The 23,390-nt window shown below is 71.5% G+C and carries 22 protein-coding genes; 9 read left to right on the forward strand and 13 right to left on the reverse strand.

The genetic code is table 11. The annotated features are described in order from the left end of the window. Positions 1–53: 53 nt before the first annotated feature. Together MUN74_RS09655 and MUN74_RS09660 are read right to left on the reverse strand one after the other, a co-directional pair. Positions 54–854 (reverse strand): cache domain-containing protein, encoded by an 801-nt coding sequence (locus MUN74_RS09655; protein WP_244851856.1) that lies wholly within the window; start codon positions 852–854, stop codon positions 54–56. Continuing rightward, a complete protein-coding gene (locus tag MUN74_RS09660; RefSeq protein WP_244851857.1) occupies positions 851–1,633 on the reverse strand; it encodes a FadR/GntR family transcriptional regulator in 783 nt (260 codons plus the stop codon). Before MUN74_RS09660 ends, MUN74_RS09655 begins: the two co-directional genes overlap by 4 nt. Positions 1,634–1,794: 161 nt before the next feature. Between MUN74_RS09660 and MUN74_RS09665 the strand changes: the two genes are divergently transcribed. The 4 genes from MUN74_RS09665 (at position 1,795) to MUN74_RS09680 (ending at position 5,864) form a co-directional block, all read left to right on the forward strand. Beyond that, entirely contained in the window at positions 1,795–2,889 is a 1,095-nt protein-coding gene (locus MUN74_RS09665) for an ABC transporter ATP-binding protein (protein ID WP_244851858.1), read from the forward strand. 78 nt (positions 2,890–2,967) lie between these two features. Continuing rightward, positions 2,968–4,152 (forward strand): ABC transporter substrate-binding protein, encoded by a 1,185-nt coding sequence (locus MUN74_RS09670; protein ID WP_244851859.1) that lies wholly within the window; start codon positions 2,968–2,970, stop codon positions 4,150–4,152. Next, entirely contained in the window at positions 4,152–5,054 is a 903-nt protein-coding gene (locus MUN74_RS09675; RefSeq protein WP_244851860.1) for an ABC transporter permease, read from the forward strand. Before MUN74_RS09670 ends, MUN74_RS09675 begins: the two co-directional genes overlap by 1 nt. Before the next feature lie 9 nt (positions 5,055–5,063). Continuing rightward, positions 5,064–5,864 (forward strand): ABC transporter permease, encoded by an 801-nt coding sequence (locus tag MUN74_RS09680; RefSeq protein WP_244851861.1) that lies wholly within the window; start codon positions 5,064–5,066, stop codon positions 5,862–5,864. Between the two features lie 16 nt (positions 5,865–5,880). Here the strand turns inward: MUN74_RS09680 and MUN74_RS09685 are convergent, their stop codons facing one another. Both MUN74_RS09685 and MUN74_RS09690 read right to left on the reverse strand, forming a co-directional pair. Further along, the gene (locus tag MUN74_RS09685) at positions 5,881–7,782 is read right to left on the reverse strand and encodes a vWA domain-containing protein (RefSeq protein WP_244851862.1); all 1,902 of its coding nucleotides are present in this window, start codon (positions 7,780–7,782) and stop codon (positions 5,881–5,883) included. Positions 7,783–7,946: 164 nt separating this feature from the next. Next, positions 7,947–8,681: a hypothetical protein gene (locus tag MUN74_RS09690; RefSeq protein ID WP_244856522.1), complete on the reverse strand. Its 735-nt coding sequence runs from the start codon at positions 8,679–8,681 to the stop codon at positions 7,947–7,949. Positions 8,682–8,756: 75 nt separating this feature from the next. Between MUN74_RS09690 and MUN74_RS09695 the strand changes: the two genes are divergently transcribed. Both MUN74_RS09695 and MUN74_RS09700 read left to right on the forward strand, forming a co-directional pair. Beyond that, positions 8,757–9,356 carry a MarR family winged helix-turn-helix transcriptional regulator gene (locus MUN74_RS09695; RefSeq protein WP_244851863.1) on the forward strand — a complete coding sequence of 200 codons (600 nt, stop codon included), beginning with the start codon at positions 8,757–8,759 and terminating at the stop codon, positions 9,354–9,356. Positions 9,357–9,644: 288 nt separating this feature from the next. Continuing rightward, positions 9,645–10,289 (forward strand): RNA polymerase sigma factor, encoded by a 645-nt coding sequence (locus tag MUN74_RS09700; RefSeq protein ID WP_244851864.1) that lies wholly within the window; start codon positions 9,645–9,647, stop codon positions 10,287–10,289. A gap of 61 nt (positions 10,290–10,350) precedes the next feature. On the opposite strand, the gene MUN74_RS09705 is transcribed toward MUN74_RS09700, so the two are convergent. From MUN74_RS09705 to MUN74_RS09730, 6 genes are all read right to left on the reverse strand, one after another. Continuing rightward, positions 10,351–11,790, reverse strand: coding sequence for an MFS transporter (locus MUN74_RS09705; protein WP_370647284.1), 1,440 nt, complete (start codon positions 11,788–11,790; stop codon positions 10,351–10,353). A 194-nt stretch (positions 11,791–11,984) separates the two neighbouring features. Next, entirely contained in the window at positions 11,985–12,899 is a 915-nt protein-coding gene (locus tag MUN74_RS09710; RefSeq protein WP_244851865.1) for a serine protein kinase RIO, read from the reverse strand. A gap of 242 nt (positions 12,900–13,141) precedes the next feature. Continuing rightward, positions 13,142–13,594 carry a hypothetical protein gene (locus MUN74_RS09715; RefSeq protein WP_244851866.1) on the reverse strand — a complete coding sequence of 151 codons (453 nt, stop codon included), beginning with the start codon at positions 13,592–13,594 and terminating at the stop codon, positions 13,142–13,144. After that, positions 13,591–14,850, reverse strand: coding sequence for a S24/S26 family peptidase (locus MUN74_RS09720; protein ID WP_244851867.1), 1,260 nt, complete (start codon positions 14,848–14,850; stop codon positions 13,591–13,593). The genes MUN74_RS09715 and MUN74_RS09720 overlap by 4 nt, the downstream gene beginning before the upstream one ends. A gap of 7 nt (positions 14,851–14,857) precedes the next feature. After that, positions 14,858–15,568 carry a SipW-dependent-type signal peptide-containing protein gene (locus MUN74_RS09725; protein ID WP_244851868.1) on the reverse strand — a complete coding sequence of 237 codons (711 nt, stop codon included), beginning with the start codon at positions 15,566–15,568 and terminating at the stop codon, positions 14,858–14,860. A gap of 2 nt (positions 15,569–15,570) precedes the next feature. Then, a complete protein-coding gene (locus tag MUN74_RS09730) occupies positions 15,571–16,245 on the reverse strand; it encodes a SipW-dependent-type signal peptide-containing protein (protein ID WP_244851869.1) in 675 nt (224 codons plus the stop codon). Positions 16,246–16,510: 265 nt separating this feature from the next. On the opposite strand from MUN74_RS09730, the gene MUN74_RS09735 reads away from it, so the two are divergent. Then, positions 16,511–17,104, forward strand: a complete 594-nt coding sequence (locus tag MUN74_RS09735; protein ID WP_244851870.1) for a TOPRIM nucleotidyl transferase/hydrolase domain-containing protein — start codon at positions 16,511–16,513, stop codon at positions 17,102–17,104. A 58-nt stretch (positions 17,105–17,162) separates the two neighbouring features. On the opposite strand, the gene MUN74_RS09740 is transcribed toward MUN74_RS09735, so the two are convergent. From MUN74_RS09740 to MUN74_RS09750, 3 genes are all read right to left on the reverse strand, one after another. Further along, positions 17,163–17,954 (reverse strand): sulfite exporter TauE/SafE family protein, encoded by a 792-nt coding sequence (locus tag MUN74_RS09740; RefSeq protein ID WP_244851871.1) that lies wholly within the window; start codon positions 17,952–17,954, stop codon positions 17,163–17,165. Beyond that, entirely contained in the window at positions 17,951–19,516 is a 1,566-nt protein-coding gene (locus MUN74_RS09745) for a gamma-glutamyltransferase family protein (protein WP_244851872.1), read from the reverse strand. The genes MUN74_RS09740 and MUN74_RS09745 overlap by 4 nt, the downstream gene beginning before the upstream one ends. A gap of 68 nt (positions 19,517–19,584) precedes the next feature. Further along, positions 19,585–20,328 (reverse strand): FadR/GntR family transcriptional regulator, encoded by a 744-nt coding sequence (locus tag MUN74_RS09750; RefSeq protein ID WP_244851873.1) that lies wholly within the window; start codon positions 20,326–20,328, stop codon positions 19,585–19,587. Positions 20,329–20,526: 198 nt separating this feature from the next. On the opposite strand from MUN74_RS09750, the gene MUN74_RS09755 reads away from it, so the two are divergent. Beyond that, positions 20,527–21,708 (forward strand): M24 family metallopeptidase, encoded by a 1,182-nt coding sequence (locus MUN74_RS09755; RefSeq protein WP_244851874.1) that lies wholly within the window; start codon positions 20,527–20,529, stop codon positions 21,706–21,708. Between the two features lie 35 nt (positions 21,709–21,743). After that, entirely contained in the window at positions 21,744–23,390 is a 1,647-nt protein-coding gene (locus MUN74_RS09760) for an ABC transporter substrate-binding protein (RefSeq protein ID WP_244851875.1), read from the forward strand.

Raw genomic sequence — 23,390 nt, forward strand, 5'->3', positions numbered from 1 at the left:
ACGGCGGTGCGAGTCTGTGAATCCTCACACGCGCGTCGGGCGGTGCGTCGGCGCTAGCCCTCGAACACGAGCGCGAGCGAGGTGTCGCCGCACGGCACGACGATCGCACCGTCGGGCAGCCTCGTCGACGCGGATGCCGCGGCAGGAGCATCCGCATCGCCCTCACGTTCGCGCAGGGGGGCCAGGGCGTCGGCGAGCCCGTCGAGGCGCAGCAGGGCACCCGTCGCGCGGCGGGCGTCGGTCGAGGTGACGATGCGGCCCGAGGCGTTCACGAGGGTGCACGGATGCCCCGACTCGCGCAGCACGGGGAGCAGCTCGCGTTCGAGGCTCGCGACGTAGAGGTCGGTGCCGACGAGGCCGACCATCGCCCCGTCGACCTCGACGGGCACCGTGATCGTGACGGTGTAGTCGTCGGTGCAGAGGTAGTCGACGTAGGGGCCGGTCAGGTGCCGGGAACCGGTGCGGGCGGGCACGCGCCACCACTCGAGGCCCGTGTAGTCGCGGAACTGCTCGGCGTCGGGGTCGCTCACGGCCTCGAGCCGGCGGAGGCCGGCGCCCGCGCCGAAGGTGTTCGCGCCGCTCAGCCACCACTCGAGGTGCCAGGGCGCGTCGGCGAGGTAGCCGGGCGCGGCGACGAACCCCGCGCCCGTGATCAGGCTGCCGGCGCGTTCGAGCGGTTCGCCCACGAGGCCGGCGACGACGGGGTCGAACGCGGCGGCGCTCGGCGCGGGCATCGCGGCGAGACTCGCCTCGAGGCGCGCGCGCCATTCGTCGATCATCGCGAAGACGGGGTCGATGGTCGAGGCGATCCGCTCCGCGATGCGGAGGGCGGCGACGTCGACGGTGACGGTCATGGCCTCGGTCCTTTCTCTGGGGCGAGGGCGGGGGATGCCTCGAGGCGGGCCTTCTCGTCGATGAGCCATTCGACGGCCGCCGTGATGTGCTCGGTCGTCGCACGGCGGGCGGCGGCGGGGTCGACCGCACGGATCGCCTGGATCACATCGAGGCGTGCCTGCCTGCTGCGGTCACGATACGCCTGTTCGCGCATGCACAGCCAGAGCAGCGGGCCGGCCTCGGCCTGCAGACGGAGCTCCTCGTGCACGAGCCGCGGCGACTGGCTGACGGCGGCGATCTCGAGCTGGAACCGCCCGATCGCGCGTCGTGCGCCGCCCGCGCTCGTGAGGTCGGCGCGGGCGTCGATGTCGGCGAGGCTCGTCAGGTCGTCGTCGCTCGCCCGGTCGGCGGCGACCTCGGCCGCCATGCCCGCGATCGCCGCGTAGTGCAGCGAGAGGTCGCGCAGCTCGATGCGGCTGAGCGCGCGCACGCGGGCGTCGAGCATGCGGCCGGCGGCGTCGCGGTCGTGCGTGACGAAGCTGCCGCCGTCGCGGCCACGGCGGGTGAGCACGAGCCCCTTGTCGCGCAGCGCGACGAGCGCCTCGCGGGCGGTGACGACGGCGACCCCGAGCCGTTTCGCGAGTTCGGACTCGCTCGGCAGTCGCTCGCCGTCGCGCAGTACGCCGGCGACGATCGCGTCGGTCAGGCGCTGCTCGACGAGCTCGGCGCGACCGGCGCCGTCGAGCGGCGAGAAGACGACCGCGTGCGTGGCGTCGGCGCGGCCGGTGGCCTGGGGCATCCGACCCTCCCGTTCGCCGTCGACCAGATCTGTGACACGACCGTAACACGAGGGGGTGGACATTTACATCTGGAGTCATATGATTTGATACCGACGAACATCTGGTTCCAGATGTTTGGACGCGAAAGCCTCGAACGACCGTGTTCATCGAAGGAGATGGCATGACTGAAGCACAGCCGGCGATCCGGCTCACCGGCCTCACCAAGGAGTTCGGCGCCGTCACCGCCGTCGACCACGTCGACCTCGAGATCGCGGCCGGCGAGTTCTTCTCGATGCTCGGCCCGTCGGGATCGGGCAAGACCACCGTGCTCCGGCTCATCGCCGGGTTCGAGCAGCCCACCGGTGGCACCATCGAGCTGTTCGGCGAAGAGGTCACGAAGCGCGCGCCCTTCGACCGGGACGTGAACACGGTCTTCCAGGACTACGCGCTCTTCCCGCACATGAGCGTGCTCGACAACGTCGCGTACGGCCTGCGCGTGCGCGGCCTCGGCAAGAAGGAGCGCCACGAGCGGGCGCGCCGCGCACTCGCGAGCGTGCGACTCGAGCAGATGGCCGACCGCAAGCCCTCGCAGCTCTCGGGCGGCCAGCGCCAGCGCGTCGCCCTCGCCCGTGCCACCGTCGTCGAGCCCAAGGTGCTGCTGCTCGACGAGCCGCTCGGCGCCCTCGACCTCAAGCTCCGCGAGCAGATGCAGGTCGAGCTCAAGCAGATCCAGCGCGAGCTCGGCATCACCTTCATCTTCGTGACCCACGACCAGGAGGAGGCGCTCACCCTCTCCGACCGGATCGCGGTCTTCAACGCCGGCCGCATCGAGCAGCTCGGCACGCCCGCCGAGCTCTACGAGCAGCCCGTCTCGCGGTTCGTCGCCGACTTCGTCGGCACGTCGAACCTGTTCGGGCCCGAGCACTCGCTCGCGCTGCTCGAGCGCGAGGGCCACCACTCGCTGCGGCCCGAGAAGATGACGGTGAGCGCCGACGGGCAGACCGGCGACGGCGTGCGCAACGCCGCCGGCACGGTCGTCGAGGCGATCTACCTCGGCAGCGGCGTGCGGCTCGTCGTCGACCTCGACGCGGGCCCCCGCGTGAGCGTGCTCGAGCAGAACGTGCGCGGACGCATGCACGACGACGAGCACGGCGACCGGGTCGTCGTCTCGTGGCACGACGACGACGTGGTCGCCGTCGACGGTGCCGCCGTCGGCCCGCAGAACCCGACCCCGACCGCCGCGGTCGGGTCGGTATTGCCGGGGATCTCGGGCTGAGGATCCATGCCCTCGATACGGCGCTGCGCGCCGACTCGACCGGCGAAACAGAACCACCAAGAGAAACAGGAGAGAACCATGATGCGGATGCGGAACGCGCGACGAGGCGCGACCGTCGGGCTCGCGCTCGCCTCGGTCGCGCTGCTGACGGCCTGCGGCACCTCGGGCGGCGGCGGAGGCGGCAACGACAACGAGGCCGCGACCGAGCTCGGCGAGACCGAGGGGCAGGTGTCGATCCTCGCGTGGCCGGGCTACGTCGAGGACGGGTCGAACGACCCGAGCGTCGACTGGGTCACCCCCTTCGAGGAGCAGACCGGCTGCACGGTCACCGCGAAGACCTTCGGCACCAGCGACGAGGCGCTCAACCTCATGAAGACGGGCGACTACGACGTGGTCTCGGCCTCGGGCGACGCCTCGCTGCGACTCGTCGCGGGCGGCGACGTCGCCCCGGTCAATACCGACCTGCTGAAGAACTACGACGGCATCTACGACTTCCTGAAGGACCAGGCGTGGAACACCGTCGACGGGGTCAACTACGGCGTGCCGCACGGCTACGGCGCGAACCTGCTCATGTACAACACCGACGTCATCACCGAGGAGCCCACCTCGTGGGACCTCGTGTTCGACAAGTCGAGCGACTACGCCGGCAAGGTGACCGCCTACGACTCGCCGATCTACATCGCCGACGCCGCGCTGTACCTCATGAAGCACCAGCCCGACCTCGGCATCGAGAACCCCTACGCCCTCGACGAGGAGCAGCTCGCGGCCGCCGTCGACCTGCTCAAGCAGCAGCGCGAGAACATCGGCGAGTACTGGAGCGACTACCTCAAGGAGGTGCAGTCGTTCCAGACCGGCGACACCGTCGTCGGCACGAGCTGGCAGGTCATCCAGAACGTGCTCGAGGGCGAAGGCGGCAAGACCGCCGTCACGCTCCCGGCCGACGAGGGTGCGACCGGCTGGTCGGACACGTGGATGATCTCGTCGCAGGCGAAGAACCCGAACTGCGCGTACGCGTGGCTCGACTACATCTCGAGCCCCGAGGCGAACGCCGCAGCGACGAGCTACTTCGGCGAGGCGCCCTCGAGCGACGCCGCGTGCGAGTACCGCGAGGACTGCGAGGCGTACCACGCCGGCGACGCCGACTACGCGTCGCAGATCTGGTACTGGACCACCCCGATCGAGGACTGCATCGACGGCCGCACCGACGTGAAGTGCACCGACTACGCAGCCTGGACCCAGGCCTGGCAGGAGATCAAGGGCTGATGACGGCCACCCGTGCGGTGCCCGCCCCGCGTCGCAGTGCGGCGCGGGCGGGCTCCGCCTTCCTCAGCGCGCACCCCCGGGCGCGGCTCGCGCTGCTGCTCAGCGCCCCGCTGTTCTGGCTCGGCGTCGTCTACATCGTCGCGCTCGTGCTGCTGCTCGTGACGGCCTTCTGGTCGGTCGACAGCTTCACGGGCGAGATCACGACCGAGTTCACGCTCGACAACATCATCGAGGTCGTGACCGGGTCGCTCTACCAGACGGTGACGCTGCGCACGATCGGCGTCGCGCTCGCGGTGACCGTGATCGACGTCGCCCTCGCGCTGCCGATCGCGTTCTTCATGGCGAAGGTCGCGTCGGCGCGCATGCAGCGGGTACTGCTCATCATGGTGCTCACCCCGCTCTGGGCGTCGTACCTCGTGAAGGCGTACGCCTGGCGTTCGGTGCTCTCGCAGGACGGCATCCTCGAGTGGCTCGTCGCGCCGTTCGGCGGTCACACGCCCGGCTACGGCCTGCCTGCGACGATCATCACGCTGAGCTACCTGTGGCTGCCGTACGTGATCCTGCCCATCTACGCGGGGCTCGAGCGCGTGCCCGACTCGCTGCTCGAGGCATCGGGCGACCTGGGCGGCAAGACCTGGTCGACGCTGCGGCTGGTCGTGCTGCCGCTCGCCCTGCCGGCCATCATCGCCGGCACGATCTTCAGCTTCTCGCTCTCGCTCGGCGACTACATCACGGTCAACATCGTGGGCGGTACGAGCCAGATGCTCGGAAACCTCGTCTACACGAACGTCGGCGCCGCGAACAACCTGCCGCTCGCCGCCGCGATCGCGCTCATCCCGATCGTGATCATCTTCGGCTACCTCTTCCTCGTGCGCCGCACCGGCGCGCTCGACAACCTCTAGGGGCTCAGGATGCGACTGTCTCGCCTGTCTCGGACGGTGCTCGGTGTCGTCACCGGACTGATCCTGCTCGTGGTCTACGTGCCGCTCTTCGTCGTGCTCGTGAACTCGTTCTCGACCTCGACGTCGCTCACGTGGCCCCCGCCGGGGTTCACGCTCGAGTGGTGGGGCAAGGCGTTCCAGAGCGAGGGGGCGCTCGACGCGGTCGGCACGAGCGTCGGCATCGCGCTCGTCGCGACCGCGGTGTCGCTCGTGCTCGGCACGCTCATCTCGCTCGCGCTGCAGCGCTTCTCCTTCTTCGGGCGAGAGGCCATCAGCCTGCTCGTGATCCTGCCGATCGCGCTGCCCGGCATCATCACCGGTATCGCGCTCAACAACTTCTTCCGCACGATCATGGGGGTGCCGCTCTCGATCTGGACCGTCGTGATCGCGCACGCGACGTTCTGCATCGTGACCGTGTTCAACAACGTCATCGCCCGGTTGCGGCGGCTCGGCCTGAACCTCGAGGAGGCGTCGGCCGACCTCGGCGCCGGCATCTGGACGACCTTCCGCCTCGTCACCTTCCCGCAGCTGCGGTCGGCGCTGCTTGCGGGCGGGCTGCTCGCCTTCGCGCTCAGTTTCGACGAGATCATCGTGACGACGTTCACGGCGGGTTCGGGCGTGACGACCCTGCCGATCTTCATCCTCAACAACATGTTCCGGCCCGCGCAGGCGCCGATCGTGTCGGTCATCGCGGTCGTGCTCGTCGTCGTGTCGATCATCCCGATCTACATCGCGCAGCGGCTCTCGGGCAGCGAGGAACGCCGGCGCTGAGGCATCCGCCCCGCGTCTAGAAGCTCGTGACGAGGTCGCCCAGCACCGCGGTGATCTTCGTCGGGTCGGTGGCATCGTAGAACTGCGCGCCCGTCGCCGTCGAGATCTCGCGCAGGGTCGCCGTGTCGGCGTTGGCGCCGTAGGCGAGGGTGAAGACGAGCACGGGCGTGTCGTCGTGCAGGCCCTCGAGGTTCGAGAGCAACTGCTTCTTCGAGACCTTGCTCGGCCCGAGCGTCTCGTTCTGGCCATCGCTCAGCACCACGATCGCGTTGATGCGCTCGGGGTCCCACGCGTCGGCCTGCTCCTTCGCGAACGTGTCGACCGCCGAGTACAGGGGCGTGAACTCGATCGGTTTCAGGGCGCCCAGGGCGTCGAGGAACTTGGTGCGGTCGGTGCGCGCATCGGCGACCGGGCTCACCAGACCGGGCGTGACCGGGCCGTCGTCGACCGCGCTGAAGGCCGCGAGTCCGATGTTGTCGCCCTTGGTGAAGTGCCCGAGCGACTTCTCGATCGCCTCCTTCGCGGCGGCGAGCTTGGTCTGGCCGGTGGGGATCTTCTCCTCCATCGAGCCCGACACGTCGACGAGGAACAGCACCTCCGCGCGCTTGCGCACGTCGGGGAAGGAGCTGTCGATCGCCGCGATCACCTCGCGACCGGGGAACTCGAGCGCGCCCTCGGGCCGCTCGGGCAGGCGACCGACCTCGCTGACGACCGGGTCGAGCTCGCCGTTGAGGTCGTGGTAGCCCGAGGCTCGCACGATCTGCTGCCCCTGCTTGCTGCCCGCGAACCGCAGCAGGTCGCGCGCCGCCTCCTTCTCGGAGGCATCGATCCACGGGCCGGTGAGCACCGTGTAGGGGTTGTCGGCGAGGTAGTAGCCGTCGCTCGGGTAGATCGGCACGAGCTGTTCCTCGGGCGGGGTCGACTCCTCGCGGGTGACGCCGTCGGGGCTCGTGATGCCGCGGTTGTAGTCCCAGACCGTCTTCTCGTCGACGATGACGGCCGAGAGGAAGTCGGCGATCGTGCCCTCCTTCTCGGACGCGCGCGCCTGCGCGAGGAAGCGCTCGGGCGTCGCCATGTAGTGGCTCGTCGCGAGCTCGTCTTTTCGGACCTCGTTCACCACGTCGGTCTTGTGGATCTGGCTCGTCGTGAGCTCGGCGACCGAACCGGCCTCGCTGCCGAACTCGGCGAGCATGGCCGCCTGCCCCGAGCTCGCCATGAGCGGGCTCGTCTTGCCGAGCTTGAAGGTTCCCCACTCGGGGTGGCTCAGCCAGCTCCACGTCGCGTCGTCGCGCGCGGCGTTGAACACGTCGTTCCAGGTCGGCCGGGTCTCGCTCCAGCCGATGGCGTCGGCGAGCGGCTCGGGCATCGCGAGCACGATGGCCGAGGAGCCGATGCTCGTGCCCTCGGTCGGTACGTTGGCCGCGCCGCCCGAGTCCTGGGCGGCGGCGAGCCACGAGCTCGCGTCGGGCACCCAGACCGTCGGCTTGTCGGCATCGGCCACGCCCGGGAAGCCGCCGGCCGCGTCGGTCACGGCGGTGCCCGACGTCTCCTTCTTCGCGACCGCGTCGACGCAGCGCCCGTCGACGCTGCGCGGCTGGGCGTTGTACCCGTCGACGAGTCGCGTCATGAGCTCGGCGTTCTCGTTCGACGCGAGCACGGTGAGCGCGATGCAGGGCTTCTTGCCGTCTTCGGCCGACGGTTGGTCGGCGGCGAAAACACCGGGCACGGCGGTGCCCGACGCGGTAGGCGTGAACCCGATGGCGCCCCCTTGGCCGGTCAGCACGACGGCGGTTGCGACGCCGCCCCCGACGAGCAGGAGCGCGAGGCTCGCGCCGGTGATCATCCAGACCCGGCGGCGTCGGCGCTGCCGGGTCTGCCGCTTCGAGCGGTCGCGCAGGTCTGTGGCAGCGTCGGGCATCGTTGCGTCCTGGGTGGGGGATCGGGGGTGGGGGCGGTGGGGTCAGGTGATTTTACCCTGCACCGGCCGTTCGGCCAACGACGGCGGATGCTGCGGCGCGAGGTCGTCCGCGGCATCCGAGTCGGGCCACGCGATCACGTGGCCCGACCGCGGTCGAACGCGTGTCAGCGCCCGCGCCCGTGGCCGTCGAGGTGCACGTGCACGTGCACCTGCTGGGCGTCGCGGCCGTGGTGCCCGCGCCGGTGGCCGTGGTGCCCGTGCTCGTGCCGGTCGTGCCGGTGCTCGTGCGGGTCGTGCCCGTGCTCGTGCGGGTCGTGCCCGTGCTCGTGCGGGTCGTGCCCGTGCTCGCCGGCGTGGTCGCGCTCGCCGTGCCTCCGGCGGTCGTGATCGTGGTGGTCGTGCGGTGCGTGCCCGTGGTGGTGGCCGCGGCCGGTCCGTCGCCCGCGGGGCGACTCGGGGCGGCGGCGCGGCATGCGCTCGCCCTCGTGCCAGCCGAGCTCGCGTGCGACCGCCTCGAGGGTTGCGAGGGTGGTCTCGAAATCGCCGGGCGAGACGGCGCCCGCGACCCGGTTGCGCAGCGTGGTCACACGTTCGAGGAGCGCGGCGTACGACGCCTCGCCCTCTTCGGTGAGCCGCGGCGCACCCGGCTCGTCGGTGACCCAGCCGCGGTCCACGAGCGGCGCGAGCCGCTCGGGGCGGGCGGCGAGCTTGGCGCGCATCCGCTCGTCGTCGACCGTGCCGGCGATGACGTTGAGCCGGCGCCAGTCGCGGCGGGTGATGCCCTCTGCGGCGAAGAGCTCGAGCATGGCGTCGTCGAGCTTGCGGTCGACGACGCGCAGCCAGTAGCCGATCGGTCGCTGGGCGGGGCTTGTGGTCTGAGGATTCTCAGGGGTGGTCATGGTGGTTCCTTCCGTGACGCCTCGGCGTCGAAGTCGATTGCATGTCGCATGACATGTATATGTACAATGACATACATGAATGCGGCGAGTCAAGTTCCTCCCGGCGAACGCCCAGGAGCGGGCGGCGGCGACCCCGGGGCATCCGACCCGATCGCGGCCGTCGAGGCCGCGCTCGTCGCCATGCGTCGCGACCAGGGTCGTCGACGCCTGCAGCGCCGCGGCGAACACGGCGGGCATCACCACGGGCACGCGCCGCACGATCATCACGGCCTGCACGATCGGGATGTCCCGGCGCCGCAGCGCCGGGGGAGAGGTGGCCCGGGGTTGGCGCAGGCGGCGCGGTTCCGGCTGCTCGACGCGCTCGAGGCGGCGCCCCAGCCGCCGTCGGTGAGCGAGCTCGCCGAGGCGATCGGCGTCGACCAACCCCGCGCGAGCAGGCTCGTGCAGGCGGCCGTCGAGGCGGGCCACGCACGGCGCGAGGTCGATCCGTCCGACGCGCGGCGCAGCGCCATCGTGCTGACCGCGGCCGGCCGTCGAGTGCTCGAGGGCGCGCGCGACACGCGCCGCGGAGCGGTGGAGTCCGCGCTCGCGGGCTTCACGCCCGAGGAGGCCGCCGACTTCGCCCGGCTGCTGACCCGCTTCGTGGCGGCTTGGCCGCGCGACGCCGACCGATGAGAAAGGGCCGCCGCGAACCCGAATCGCGGCGGCCCGAGGTCAGACCCTGCTGACCCCCGAACTCGACCGGGGCTACCCGGCCCCGGCCAGAACCAGTTGCCCGACGCGTCCTGGTCCTATCGGTTAAGGAGTCCCGGGGCCGCCGACCATTACGCGCGGCGCAGCAGACGGACTTCATGGGATTCAGTCGATGCCGGAGGCGCCCCCGCCTCGGTAGCTTCCCCTTATCTCGGGCCGGGGGACCTCGAGGGTGAACGCACTGCGCACGTATACGAGGGGGTAATCGACATGTCGCAGCAACTCCACCGGCTCCGCGAGGCCCGAGCCGCCGACGCAGCATCCACCGAGTCCGCATCGGTCGGGTCCGCATCGACCGGGTCCGCGCCGACCGACGGCGAGCTCCTCGAGGGCGCCCGTCGGGGCGAACCCGACGCCGTCGCCGAACTCTGGCGGCGTCACTACGCACCCGTCTGCCGCTGGGCGCAGTCGATGACGGGACGATTCGAACCCGATGAGCTCGTGTCCGAAGCGTTCGCGCGCCTGATGCAGGCGCTCAGAAACGGGCGCGGCCCGACGTCGGCGGTGCGACCGTACCTCAAGACGGTCGCCCGCAACCTCTCCATGGAGTGGGCCCGACGCTCGGTGCCGGTCGCCGCGATCGACGACCTCGACGATCTCCTCGTCGTCGACGACCCCTACGAGGCCGTCGATGCGGCGGTCGATGCCTCGGCGACCGTGCGGGCGTTCCGGTCGCTCCCGGCATCCTGGCAGCGGGTGCTCTGGCTCGGACACGTCGAGGGCATGCCGGCCCGGGAGATCGCCTCGGAGCTCGGCATGAACGCCAACGCCGTCGCCGCCCTGCGCTTCCGCGCGGCGCACGGGTTCCGGCGGGCGTACGCGTCGGCGGACGGGGCATCCGGCCGGGTCGCGTAGGCGCACGGGAGCGTGCGCGGCGGCTCGCCGAAACCGCTCAACGCCGCCGCCGGCGCACCGCTCAGCGCTGCTCGGCCGGCACCTTCACGTAGAGCATCAGCACGAACCCGGCCGCGACGACGACGATGATGCCGAGGATGCCCCAGTACGTCGCGCCGAAGATTCCGATGCAGAGCGACCACAGCATCGGCGAGAGGAAGCTCGCCGCGCGCCCGGTCGTCGCGTAGAGGCCGAAGATCTCGCTCTCGCGGCCGGCCGGCGTCACTCGGGCGAGGAACGAGCGGGACGCCGCCTGCGCAGGTCCCACGAACAGGGTGAGCGCGAGGCCGAAGATCCAGAAGACGAGCTTGCCGGCGTCGTGCAGGAAGAACACGAGCGAACCCGCCACGATGATGCCGCCGAGCGCGGTGAGGATGACGGCGCGCGGGCCGAACCGGTCGTCGAAGCGGCCCGCGAGGATGGTGGAGAGGCCGGCGAGCAGGTTGGCTGCGATGCCGAAGATCATGACGTCGTTCGACGAGAAGTGGAAGGCGACGGCCGCGATCACCGCGCCGAACGCGAACACCCCGGCGAGGCCGTCGCGGAACACGGCGCTCGCGAGCAGGAACCAGAACGTCGGCCGCGAGTCGCGCCAGAGCGCCCCGATGTCCTTCACGAGCACGACGTAGCTGCGCCAGAACGACACCCGCTCGCCCCGCGGGGCGGGCGGCGCCTCGGGCACGTAGACGAGCACCGGCCAGGCGAAGAGCAGGGTCCACACCGCGCAGCCGAGCGCGATCACGCGGAAGGCGAGCCCGTCGTCGGTCGGCATGCCCCACCAGTCGAAGGCGGTCGCGACGACGACGAGCACGAGCGCGACGATGCCGCCGATGTAGCCGAGGCCCCAGCCGAGGCCCGAGACCTTGCCGACCGTCTTCGGCGTCGACACCTGCACGAGCATCGCGTTGTAGTTGACCCCGGCGATCTCGCTGAACACGGTGCCGGCGGCGATGAGCGACACCCCGAGTAGAAAGAAGGCGGGCGAGCCCTGCACGAAGAAGAGCCCGACCATGCACGCGACGAGGAGGGCCGTCGCACCGCCCAGCCACAGCTTGCGGCGTCCGGCGACGTCGGCGCGCTGGCCGAGCACCGGGGCGAGCACCGCGATCAGGATGCCCGCGATCGTGATCGCCCAGCCGAGCCCCGAGGCGAGCTCGGCGAGCGCGCGCTCGTACGCGGGGTCGCCCTCGCCGAGCTTCGCCACCGCGGGCTCGAGGAAGGTGTCGCTCGTGAGGTAGAGCGCCGTGAACACGAACGTGAGGATGACCGAGTTGAACGGCTGCGTCGCCCAGTCCCACAACGCCCACGCGAACACCTGGCGGCGCGGGATGCGTCGCCCCTCCTGCATCTGCAGGCCCATCACCCGGATGGCACCGCTCTGCGCGGTCGCGGGGGGCACGGGCACGGCGGATGCCGCGGGCAAAGGGTTCGCGACGGGGGCGTCGTGGTTCGGGTCGGTCATGGGGGCAGTCTCCCGGCGTCGGGTGAACGGGTGGTGACGGCGCGCACCGGCCTGGCCGATCCGCGTCGATCGAGTGCACTGTATCGCGCCGAAGGTCCCGGTGGTCGAGTAGGCCCGCCAGGGCCGTACCGAGACCATGCGATCGGTCTCGATACGCGCTTCGCGCTACTCGACCACCGGGCTGCCGCCGACGCTCACATCGCGACCATGCCGACGAGCTCGCCGAACAGCTCCTCGGGGTCGCACTCGAGCCGCTGGCGGGTGAACCACGAGCACACGTTGACGCAGTCGCGGTGCAGCAGGTCGAACCCCTGCGGGTTCGCGATGAGGTCCACGACCTGCGGCAGGTCGATCACGACGACCCTCCCATCCTGCACGAGCAGGTTGTACGGCGAGAGGTCGCCGTGCGCGAGCCCGCCGGCCGCGAGCACGTGCATGAAGTCGACGATCTGGTGGAACAGGTCGCGCAGTTCGTCGGGAGTCGCCCGCACCTGGGCGAGCCGGGGTGCCGCGGTGCCGCGGGCGTCGCCGATGAACTCCATGAGCACCTCGGTGCCCGCGACCTGCACGGGGTACGGCACCGACGCGCCGAGCTCGGTGAGACGCGACAGCGCCTCGAACTCGGCGTACGCCCACTGGACCTTCGCGACCTCGCGGCCGAAGGTCGTCCCCTTCGCGACGGCGCGCGCGTCACGGCTGCGGCGGGTGCCACGGCCCTCGGTGTAGATCTGCGACCGGTGGAAGTCGCTGTGCTCGGCGCCGCGGTAGCGCTTCGCCGCGAGCAGCGTCGCGTTGCCGGGCACGCTCGGGTCGGCATCGGGCACGGCGCGCTCGATGAGGAACAGGTCGGCCTCCTTGCCGCTCTTCACGACCCCGAGTTCGGTGTCGATCGCCGCGGCGGAGGTGACGAGCCAGTCGGGTCGCGGCTCGGGGCCGCGCTCGGACGGGGTGGTCGCCGGCCAGGTCGACCAGCGCTGGTCCTCGCCGGGCTCCACTTCCTGGAAGGCGAGGTCGCCCGCGTCGAAGCGCGGGGTCGTGACACGGCCGCCCGCGAAGGGTCGTGCCGTGAGGGGCTGGGGGGTCGTGCGGGAGTTCCGGATGGAACGCACGACGGTGGTCTCGTCGAGTGACGATGTCAGATGCAAGGTGGTTTCTCCGAAGTACGCGGAGGCCACCGCCGCAGGTCAGCGGCTGAGTGCGGCCTCGCAGGGTGAAGTGATCTCGAGGGGCATGACGAAGACAGCCATGGCTTGCTCCTCTCTCTTCACCCGGATGCTCCGGGGCCGGCGCCGCGCGAACAGCGCAGCTTCGGCAGTCTAGGGCGGATCGCGCTCCGCGTCCAGCATCGGTTTCACGGAACCGAGCACGACGAGAGCACGTCGAGCACGACGGTCGTGAACGACAGCGATCCGGTCTTCGCGGCGGATTGCCACCCGCCCGGCCCGACGGCGTAGAGCGAGAACGTTCCGGAGCCGATTCCGAGCAGGCCGTTCGTGAGCTGCACCGAGGTCGCGCCGGCGGCCAGGGTGCCCGATCCCGTGAGACCGCCGGTGACGGTCCAGCGGTAGCCGGTCCGGGCGAGGCCGCCGGTCGGCGCCGTCCAGTTGAAGGTCACGGGCTGCAGCAGCCCTGCCGTGCACGTCATCTGCGTGACCGCGGTCACGCTGCCCGAGGCGAAGGCCCCGTTCGCGGCCTCCCCGTCGTTCCAGGCCGCCTCGGTCTGTTGGGCCGAACCCAGCACGGTGACGGATGCCGCGATCGCCGCCACGACCATGCTGGCGCGGAGCGCCCCGACCGCCCTCATGGCCGGACCGCCCTCGACCGCACGGGTCGGCGAGACCGGCGGGCGATCGCCGTCAGGATGGCGCCGACGATTGCGAGCACGGCGGCGACGACGAGACCGGGTCCTGCGGGAACCCCCGTGCCGCCGAGCCCCTCGGGCACCTCGGCGCCGGGCGGTCCGATGCTGGCGTCGTCGCCGCTCCCCGTGGCGCGCACGACGAGGGTCGCGAGGCCGGTCGGCGGTTCGGCACCCGGCGTCATCCGCACCGCGAAGCGCAGCCATCGCTCGTCGTCGCTCGACATCGTGAGCAGGGGCACCTGCTCCCCATCGACGGGGAGGGCGAGGGCATCGGCCACGGTCGTCGGCGCCGGGCACCCGGTCGCGTCCCACGGCTCGGCGCACCAGGCGACGTCGCCGACGAGGCCGAGCGCCGACGACCCGGTGCCGCTCAGCGTCACCGAGATCGTGCCCGGGGTCGGCGCGTCGGCCGTCACGCCGACCTCCCAGACGGCGGTGCCACCGGGCGACAGGCTCGTCATCGCCTGGGGGTCGCCGATGGAGACGAGTCGCAGCACCTCTCCCTGCACGACGGTCTCCTCGACGGCGGCCCGCGCGGGCGACGCCGGGGCGAGCACGGCGGCGCCGACGGACGCGGCGACGAGGAGCGCGACTCCGGCACCGGCGCCGGTGACCGCGTCCTCGCGGTGCTTCGGTCCGTCGCGCTGCTGCGGTGCATCGGCGCCGGTGCGTCCGCGAGGCGGGCGCGCCGTGCGAGGCCGGCGAGGCCAGAACGCCCACACGACGAGTGCCGTCGCCCCGACCGTGAGCGAGCCGAGCACGAGCGGATCGCCGAAGGCGGCGATCACGGGCGCAGCCCCGGGGACCGAGAAGAGCACGATCCGCGCGGTGGCCACGTCGTACGGCGCCGGGTCGTCGACCGGGTTCGCGTCGCCCCGGAGCGTGAGGCGCCGCAGCTCCGGCCCACTGCCATCGTCGATCGCGACGATGCGGTGCGTCACCGGCAGCCGACCCGGCCGGTCGACCGTGACGACGTCGCCGATGGCGAGCGACGACGCCGGCACCTCCCGCACGAGCGCGGCCGAACCGGCGGGGATGGTCGGCCCCATCGACCCCGTGCGGAACAGCACGATGCCCACCTGGAACACCCCCGCCGCGACGACGAGCACGAGGCACAGCGCCCCGGCCACCGCGGCGAGGGTCAGCAGCACGTCTCCCGCACGGGCGACGATGCTGCGAGTGGCGCGCGCTCGAGGCATCCCGACCTCAGTTCGATGCGGCAGTGAACTGCCAGGTGACGGTCGCCGACTGACCCTGGAAGGTGTTCGCCGCCCCGTTCACGACGCGCACCTCGACGCAGAAGCCGATCGCCCCGCCGGCCGCCGCGACGGGGTTCGCGACCGCCGTGCCCGGCACCGTGGTGACCGGCAGGTACGACGACGCCCCGCCCGCGATGAACGTCGGGGTGCCGGTGAACGCGGCTGCGGCGCACGTCGCGGTGGGGTTCGGCGCGGTCATGCGCACCGCCCGGTACTCGAGCGCCCCGACGAGACCGCCGGCGTTGTTCGTCACCCCGGTCAGTGTCACGTTGCCCCCGACCGTCGAGGCGGTCGTCGTGCGCACGTTGAGCCACGCGTAGTGCGAGACCCCGGGCGACATGGCCGTCGCGGCGAACGACAGGGTCGCCCCCGGAGCCGTCGGACGGCTCGCGTAGGTCGGCGAGCCGGCGCTCTGCGACTCGGTGTCGAACACGCTCGAGGCGAAGCTCCCGGTCCCGACCTCCGAGTCGTTCCAGGCGGCGAGCGTCACGGCCGCGCCGATGCCGAACACCACGCCGCCGGCGAGGACGGCGCGCACGATCCGGCTGCGCCGACCGCGCTCGCCGTGGCGCCCGCGACCGTGCTCGCGATCGTGCTCGCCACCGCGCTCGAGGCCGTCACCGCGCGCCTGCTCGGCGCCGGGTTCCGAAACGCGCATGCCTACTGCAGCACGTCGCCGGACTCGGCGGCGAACTCCCACGTCACGGTGCCCGTCTGCCCCGACTCGAGACCCGAGCCGGCCGTCACGACGAAGCAGAGGTACTGCGGCGTGTCGATGTCGGTGAGGTCGAACGCATCCGCGGCCGCGGGGTCGGTGACCGCGTGGTCGGCGACGAGCGCCGTACCCTGCGGCGGACTCGCCGCGCTGCAGTCCTCGTCCCACGCCGCCGACCCGTAGAGCGAGTACGTGAGGTTCGCACCGATCGTGCCGCCCGTGGTCGACGCGACCGTCACCGCCGCCTCGTAGTCGGACGTCGGCGTGAGGCCGACCGCGAACGGCGCGTACACCGTCGAGCCGGGGCTGAGCGCGTCGGCGTCGAGCTCGAACGTCAGCGTCTTGCCCGGCGCAGCCGGCGAACTGTCGAACGTCGTGCCGTCGATGCTGCCGTCGATGCCGAACGAACCGGCACCGAAGGTGCCCGTCGCGAACTCGGAGTCGTTCCATACCGCGAGCGTGACCGCGGCGCCCACGCCCAGCACGAGGCCTCCCGCCAGGATCGCGAGCACCTTGCGGCGGCGGTCGCCCGGTTGCGGTCCCGTACGTGCGTCCGTCGCCGGGCCGTGAGCACCCTCGTTCGCGGATGCCTCCACGGTCGTGCGTGCGCGATTCGTCATTGCCATGAGTCGTCCCCCCAGACGCCCGGGCCTTCGCAGTGTCCCCCGTTCGGGTCCCCCAACCCGGATTCATGGAGCCTACCGGTGCCGACGCGCGGGTGGAAGGGGCCGGCTGAGCTCGAACGCCGAGATGGCCGGGCGGCCGTGGCGTGCGTGCTCCGAGTCCGAGGCGGCCACGACCATCACGTTGTCGGCACGCGCAGGCCGGCTCGATCGGCCGGGGTTGACGGCGATCGTCTCACGTCACCCCGAGTAGGGTCGGCACATGCGCGATCTCGTGCTGGTGGAGGCATCCACCCTCGTGCTCGTCGAGGGCGAGAGCGACCTGCTCGCCCTCGAGACCCTCGCCGCGCGCCTCGACGCCGACCTGCCCGCCGCCGATGCAGCCCTCGTCTCGATGGGCGGCGTGACCAACCTGCGGCACCATCTGGCCGCGCTCGACCGGCTCGACGCCGGACATCGGCCGCGCCGGGTGCTCGGACTCTTCGACGCGGGCGAGGTCGGCTACGTGCGGCGCGTCGTCGACGAGGCGGGCCTCGGGCGGCCCGGCGACTCGCTCGAGACGACCGGGTTCTTCGCGTGCGAGCCCGATCTCGAGGGCGAGCTCATCAGGGCGCTCGGGGCGCCGCGCGTCGAGGAGCTGCTCGCGGAGCACGGCGAGCTCGGCCGGTTCCGCACCTTCCAGCGTCAGCCCTTCCAGCGTGAGCGCGCGGTCGAGGCGCAGCTGCGACGCTTCATGGGCACGCACGCGGGGCGCAAGGCCCTGTTCGCGCCGATCCTCGTGGCCGCGCTCGAGCCCGAGCGCATCCCGCCGGCCATGTCGACGCTCATCGAGCAGGCGGTCGCGCCCGCCAGGTGAACGCCGTGGCGCGGCATCCGGCCGCTGGGGATGCCGCGCAGGAAGCGGGAACGACCGGTCAGGCGCCGGCGGCCCGCCGCGCCTTCAGGTGCTTCTGCACGAGCTGCCACGCGGCGAACGCGAGCAGCAGCGAGAAGGCGACGTTCGAGGCGAAGGGCGTGATCGCCTGCGCGGTGAGCGTGCCGAGCGGGGAGACGATGCAGGCCGCGATGCCGATGGCCGCGGCCATGCGCAGGTCGACGTTGCCCCGGCGCAGGTTGCCGACAGTGCCCGAGATCGAGCCCGGCACCATCATCGCGAGCGAGGTGCCCTTGGCGACGAGGTCGCTCGCGCCGAAGAAGAACATGAGGATCGGCACGAGGATGATGCCGCCGCCGACGCCCATGAGTCCCGACAGCACGCCCGTGAGCACGCCCACGGCGACGAGCAGCACCCCCGTCAGCACGTCGATGCCGATTACCGCGTCGCGTTGCGGCACGACGAGCCAGAGGCTCACGCCGACGACCACGAGGAACGCGAGGAACGACCAGAACAGGATGTCGCGGGGGAGGCGTGCGAGCAGCCACGTGCCGATCTGCGCCCCGACGACGACGCCGATCGCGATGAGGGCCGCCGCGATCCAGTCGACGTGCCCGGTGACGCCGTAGCTGATCGCGCCGACGATCGCGGTCGGCAGGATCGCCGTCGTCGACGTGCCCGCGGCGAGCCGCTGGTCGACGCCGAGCAGCATGAGCAGCGGCACGACGACGACGCCCCCGCCGACGCCGAAGAGTCCGGAGAGGTAGCCGGCGATGATGCCGATGCCGATGAGCGCGAGGAGCGGGCGGCGCGCGGTCTGCTCGACGGTCATCGTGCCACCGCCCCGGTGCCGGCCTCGACCTCGGCGTCGACGACGATCGCCGAGCCGTCGGACCGCGGGTCGCTCGCGGCGTCGAAGCCGTCCGCCGTCGGCCGGATGAGGTTGGAGTGCCCGAGCGCCTCGTCGCGGGGCCGCACCTGCTTCACCGAGAACCGACCGGCGGCGCGAAGGGTGCGGACGGCTCGTTCGGGGACGTCAGCCTCGACGGTGATCGTCGCGGCGGTGTCGCCGTCGTCCTGCACGCCGACGACCCAGCGCGGTGCGCTCGTGGCCTCGAGCGCCGACGCCCCGCCGAGCGACCGGAGCAGCAGCTGCGCGTGGATCTGCGGCTGCGCCTGACCGCCCATCGTGGCCTGCGCCTGCAGCAACTCGCCGTCGCGGAGCACGAGCACGGGCATGAGGGTGTGCGGAGGCCGCAGGCCCGGTCCGAAGGCCGCAGGGTGCTCGCGATCGAGCGAGAAGGAGGTGCCCCGGTTCTGGAACAGGATGCCGGTCGACGGTTCGAGCACGCATGCGCCGAAGGTCCAGTAGACCGACTGCACGAGCGAGACGGCCCAGCCGTCGGCCGAGACGGCCGTGAGCCCGACGGTGTCACCGTGGGCGGGCCGGGCGTCGGTCTCGCGGCCGGGGGTGTCGACGGTGACGAGGCCGGCACCGTCGAGCGGGGCGACATCGGGATCGCACAGCCATGCCGCGCGCACCGCGTTGGCCGAGTGGAACAGCTCGGCGAGTTCGGCGGCGTCATCGCCGAGGGGGTCGCGGAGGCCGCGATCGGCGATGCCCCGCACGGTGCGCAGCAGCGAGAAGCCCTGGGTGTTCGGCGGAGACGTGACGACCTCCACCCCGAGCGCCTCGATGCGCAGGGGTGCCTCGACGACGGGACGGTATCCGGCCGCGTCCGCCGCGGTGATGCGGCCGCCGAGCGCCTCGAGCCCGGCGATCCAGCGTGCAGCGACCTCGCCCGAGTAGAACTCGTCGGGGCCGTGCTCGGCGAGGCGGTCGAACGTGTCGGCGAGCGCCGGTTGCACGAGCGGGGCACCTTCGTCGAGGGGTGTGCCGCCCGGCAGGAAGAGGGCGCGGCAGCCCGGATCGGCCTCGAGGGCCGCCCGCTCGTCGCGGATCGCGCGCGCCACGGACGTCGCGGTGGGGGCTCCTTCGCGCGCGAGCCGGCGGGCGGCGCCCAGTCGTTCGCCCCAGCCGAGCCGGCCGCCGAGCTCGGCGAGCGCCTCCCAGCCGCGGACCCCGCCGGGCACCGTGACGGTGTCGATGCCGCGGTTCGGCAGCGCCTCACCGTGGTGGGCCCGCAGGACGTCGAGGGTCTGCGCTGCCGGAGCGCGACCGGTGGCGTTGACGAAGTGGATCTCGCCATCGGGGTTGCGCACGAGAGCGACGAGGTCACCGCCGAGCGCGACGTTGTTCGGGTAGACCACGCAGAGCGCGGCCGCCGCGGCGATCGCCGCATCGATCGCGTTGCCGCCCGCGCGGAGCATGGCGGCGCCTGCCTCGGTGGCGAGGTGGTGCGAGGTGGCGACGGCGCCGATGCGGGTGCTCATGTTGGTCAAGATTGACAGATGGTCTGACCAGAGTCAACGCAGGCGATCAAGCCGACGAGTGGTCGACCTCAGTCGAGGCCGGTCTCGAGGTGCCCCGTCTGCATCGCCCGCTCGGCGTGGACGATCTGCTCGTGGACCGCAGCGATGTGCGCCGACGCCTCGTGCTCGGCGGCGACTGCATCGCCGGCGGCGATCGCGGCCAGGATGCGGCGGTGTGCGGCGGTCGAGGTGTCGCGGCGTTCCTGCGTCTGCAGTGCCGTCGAGCGGCTTGGCGCGATGAGGTTGGCGATCTGCTCGTTGAGCATGGCGAGCAGCGGATTGTGGGTGTACTGGGCGATCGCCTGGTGGAACGCGCGGTCGAGCTCGGCGTAGTGCTCGCGCGACTCGGGCGCCGACATCGCCGCGACGAGGTGCTCGAGCTGCACGAGGTCGCGTTCGGTCGCGTGCTGCGAGGCGAGTGCGGCCATGGGTGGCTCGATGATCGAGCGCAGCTCGAGGATGTGCGAGATCTCGGGGTCGCTCGAGCGCAGCACGCCGCCGAGCGCGGCGCTCGACGCATCGCGGGCGTCGGAGGGGGAGAGCACGACGGTCCCCCTGCCGGGCTTCCGGTCGATCAGGCCGCGGCGCTCGAGCTCGTGCAGCGCCTGGCGCAGCGAGACTCGGGAGACGCCGAGGCGCTCGGTCAGCTCGAGCTCGGGCGGCAGCTTCTCGCCGGGCTGCAGCGTGCCATCGAGGATGAGCCGCTCGAGGGTGATCGAGAGCCGGTCGGGCACCGACAGCGACCGTTCCCGTTCGATCTCCGACCAATCCATCCGGTTTCCCTCCGAGTCGATTCAAGCAGTTCGAGTTCTGCGCGGCATTCGCCGGACATCTCCGCGAACCGGTCAGGTGCAACATGATTCCACCCGCTGGACCCGAAGGCGTTGACGCGTTGCCGCAGCGCGGCTACTCTCTCACCAATAGTCCTACAAACTAACCAGCAGTCAAGTAGATCAACGAAGGAGTTGACGGTGTCTGTCGTCGATGAGCCGATCACCGCGAGCGAGTACGAGTCCCGAGTCCGAGCCGTCCGATCGCGCATGGTTGAAGCCGGCCTCGACGCGCTCATCGTTTGGGGCCGAGGGGGCGGCACGGTCGAGCGTTACGGCAACGTGCTCTACCTCTGCGGTCACTACCCCGTCTTCCCGACCATCCGCGACCTTCCCGGCGTCTGGGCCGACCGCGGCTATGCCGCCGTCGTGATCACCGACGACGAGGTCGTGTTGTGCAGCGATGAGGTCGACGCCGAACCCGTCGGCGTGACGGCCCACCTCGCGCTCGACGGGCGGACGGGGGGCCGACTGGCCGACCTGGTCGGCCAGTCGCTCGGCGGACGGCAGCGCCTGCGGCTCGGCGTCGTCGGCACCGACACGATGACTGCGCGGCAGCTCGCCGCGGTCGAGGAGCGGACGAGCGGGGTCCGCACAGGTGACCTCGTCGTCGCCGACGACCTCGTCGAGCGGGTGCGCTCGATCAAGTCACCGGCCGAGATCGCGCGGCTGCAGCGTGCGGGTGCCGTCGGCAACCTCGCTCTCGCGGCAGGTGCCGAGCACCTCGTGCCGGGGGCAAGGGAGACCGACGCGGTCGCGGCCATGGTCGCCGAACTGACTCGCAACGAGACGGTCATGGCCAACGCCTTCGTGTACACGTTCGGCGCCGAATCCCCGGGCATCCCCGCCCCGCCCACCTACTCGAACCGCACGCTGCAGCCCGGCGATCTCTTCACCGTCGATCTCACGGGCGCGTACCGAGGCTATTTCTTCGACTTCGCCCGCAGCCGCGTCGTTGGCGCCGAGCCGACCGCTGCACAGGAGAAGGCTTTCCGGCTCGCCCGCACCTCGGTCGATGCCGCGGTCGCCGCAGCCCGCCCCGGTGCGACCGTCGGTGACGTGGCGCGCGCCGCCGACGAACTGCTCGCCGAAGGCGGATACGACTTCGAGCACGCCGAGTTCCAGGCCGGCGGACACGGCATCGGCCTCGGCTTCGAGGCTCCGTGGATCCGCCCGGAGAACGACCGTCCGATCGAGCCGGGCATGACGCTGGCCCTCGAGCGGTTCGTCGTCCTCGGCGGCACCGCCGCCACCTTCGAGCGCAACGTCGTCATCACCGACGACGGGGCGGTCGATCTCGCTCCGATCCTCGACCTCTGGTAACCGAACGCTCCCGCTTCCCCCGAAGGAGTTCCGACATGTTCCGCACCACGCACCGCATCGCCGCAGCCGCCGTCGCGATCCCGCTCGTCGTGGGCCTCGCCGCCTGCTCCGGCGAGCGCCCCCGGCCGAGCGAGTCCACCTCGAAGCTCGACCTCGAGATGGTGACGACCACCCCCGCGGCATCCGGGCCGATCGACCACTTCACCTGGAATCTCACGAGTGGAGAGCCGGCGTCGCTCGACTGGATCTACGCGTACAGCGACTCGGAGAACACGGCACTCGCCAACATGTGCGAGAGCCTCATGCTGCAGGGCCCCGACTTCTCGCTCGAGCCCGGGCTCGCCGAGAAGGTCGACCGCCCCGACGAGACCACGATGGTGTTCACGATCCGGGACGGTGTCACCTTCTGGGACGGCTCCCCGCTCACGGCCGACGACGTGGTCTTCAGCCTCGAGCGCAACCTCGACGACGCGGCGGCCTCCTACTGGGGCGTGCCCTTCTACGACCGCGTCTCCTCGATCGAGAAGACCGGCGACCTCGAGGTGACTGTGAAGTTCACCGAACCGGACTCGCTGTTCGAGCGCATCCTCGCGACCGCCGCCGGCGTGATCGGCTCGAAGGACTACGTCGAGCAGGCCGGCGACACCTACGGCACCGCGACGGGCGGCATCATGTGCACCGGCCCGTTCGAGTTCGACACCTGGAAGCCGGGCACGAGCATCACGATGAAGCGCTACGCCGACTACTGGAACGCCGATCGCGCCGCTCTCGCCGACTCGGCGACCCTCACGTTCGTCACCGATGAGTCCACCATCGCATCGAGCCTGCTCTCGGGCGACATCGACGGCACGTATCGGGTGCCGCTGTCGGCGACCGAGCCGCTCATGAATTCCGACTCGGGCTCGTTCTACCTCGGCGCCAGCACCGACTGGACGGCGGTGCGCCCGACCGAGAAGGACGGCCCCTTCCAGAACCCCGACGTGCGCCGGGCACTCAGCCTCGCGTACGACCGCGCCGCGCTCGCCGACACGGTCTACCGCGGCACCGCCACGGCCTCGCTCAGCCCGATCCAGCCCGGAGCATGGGGCTACTCGAAGGAGGTCTGGCAGCAGGGTGCCGACGCGCTCCCCTCGCCCGACCAGGACCTCGATGCGGCGAAGAAGCTCGTCGAGGAGCATGGCCTCGCCGGTGAGTCGATCACCGTCGCGCTGCCGGCCGAGACCGAGTCCGACAACAAGGCGGCCGAGCTGCTCGTCGCGGCGGGCAAGGCGATTGGCATCGACGTGCAGACGAGCACTCTGCCCGTGACGAGCTTCAACGCACTGTACTTCGACGCGGCGGCTCGCGCCGAGTACGACGCCTTCATCGTGAACGAGTACGGTGCCGGCGTCGCCGACCCGATCGTGTCGCTCAGCGAGTTCACGCCGCTCAGCGCCTACGACTACGGGCTGCTCGACGAACCGAGCGTCACCGACAACGTCGCGGCCGGCTTCGGCGAGATCGACGACGACGCCCGGGCGAACTCGCTCGTCGAAGCTCAGGCCGGACTCGTCGAGTCGATGGGACTCATCAACCTCGTGAACCCGGGCATGCGCATGTACATGGGCGACCGAATCTCGGGCGCCACGGCGTCGCTCGCCTTCCTCTACTACCCGTGGGCGGCCGGGATCGGCGCGAAGTAG

The organism is Agromyces sp. H17E-10, from assembly GCF_022919715.1.
Lineage (GTDB): Bacteria > Actinomycetota > Actinomycetes > Actinomycetales > Microbacteriaceae > Agromyces.

Bases quoted from the DNA above. Each gene is read 5' to 3' on its own strand.
- MUN74_RS09655 (WP_244851856.1), bottom strand. From the start codon at position 854: ATGACCGTCACCGTCGACGTCGCCGCCCTCCGCATCGCGGAGCGGATC.
- MUN74_RS09660 (WP_244851857.1), bottom strand. From the start codon at position 1,633: ATGCCCCAGGCCACCGGCCGCGCCGACGCCACGCACGCGGTCGTCTTC.
- MUN74_RS09665 (WP_244851858.1), top strand. From the start codon at position 1,795: ATGACTGAAGCACAGCCGGCGATCCGGCTCACCGGCCTCACCAAGGAG.
- MUN74_RS09670 (WP_244851859.1), top strand. From the start codon at position 2,968: ATGATGCGGATGCGGAACGCGCGACGAGGCGCGACCGTCGGGCTCGCG.
- MUN74_RS09675 (WP_244851860.1), top strand. From the start codon at position 4,152: ATGACGGCCACCCGTGCGGTGCCCGCCCCGCGTCGCAGTGCGGCGCGG.
- MUN74_RS09680 (WP_244851861.1), top strand. From the start codon at position 5,064: ATGCGACTGTCTCGCCTGTCTCGGACGGTGCTCGGTGTCGTCACCGGA.
- MUN74_RS09685 (WP_244851862.1), bottom strand. From the start codon at position 7,782: ATGCCCGACGCTGCCACAGACCTGCGCGACCGCTCGAAGCGGCAGACC.
- MUN74_RS09690 (WP_244856522.1), bottom strand. From the start codon at position 8,681: ATGACCACCCCTGAGAATCCTCAGACCACAAGCCCCGCCCAGCGACCG.
- MUN74_RS09695 (WP_244851863.1), top strand. From the start codon at position 8,757: ATGAATGCGGCGAGTCAAGTTCCTCCCGGCGAACGCCCAGGAGCGGGC.
- MUN74_RS09700 (WP_244851864.1), top strand. From the start codon at position 9,645: ATGTCGCAGCAACTCCACCGGCTCCGCGAGGCCCGAGCCGCCGACGCA.
- MUN74_RS09705 (WP_370647284.1), bottom strand. From the start codon at position 11,790: ATGACCGACCCGAACCACGACGCCCCCGTCGCGAACCCTTTGCCCGCG.
- MUN74_RS09715 (WP_244851866.1), bottom strand. From the start codon at position 13,594: ATGAGGGCGGTCGGGGCGCTCCGCGCCAGCATGGTCGTGGCGGCGATC.
- MUN74_RS09720 (WP_244851867.1), bottom strand. From the start codon at position 14,850: ATGCCTCGAGCGCGCGCCACTCGCAGCATCGTCGCCCGTGCGGGAGAC.
- MUN74_RS09725 (WP_244851868.1), bottom strand. From the start codon at position 15,568: ATGCGCGTTTCGGAACCCGGCGCCGAGCAGGCGCGCGGTGACGGCCTC.
- MUN74_RS09730 (WP_244851869.1), bottom strand. From the start codon at position 16,245: ATGACGAATCGCGCACGCACGACCGTGGAGGCATCCGCGAACGAGGGT.
- MUN74_RS09735 (WP_244851870.1), top strand. From the start codon at position 16,511: ATGCGCGATCTCGTGCTGGTGGAGGCATCCACCCTCGTGCTCGTCGAG.
- MUN74_RS09740 (WP_244851871.1), bottom strand. From the start codon at position 17,954: ATGACCGTCGAGCAGACCGCGCGCCGCCCGCTCCTCGCGCTCATCGGC.
- MUN74_RS09745 (WP_244851872.1), bottom strand. From the start codon at position 19,516: ATGAGCACCCGCATCGGCGCCGTCGCCACCTCGCACCACCTCGCCACC.
- MUN74_RS09750 (WP_244851873.1), bottom strand. From the start codon at position 20,328: ATGGATTGGTCGGAGATCGAACGGGAACGGTCGCTGTCGGTGCCCGAC.
- MUN74_RS09760 (WP_244851875.1), top strand. From the start codon at position 21,744: ATGTTCCGCACCACGCACCGCATCGCCGCAGCCGCCGTCGCGATCCCG.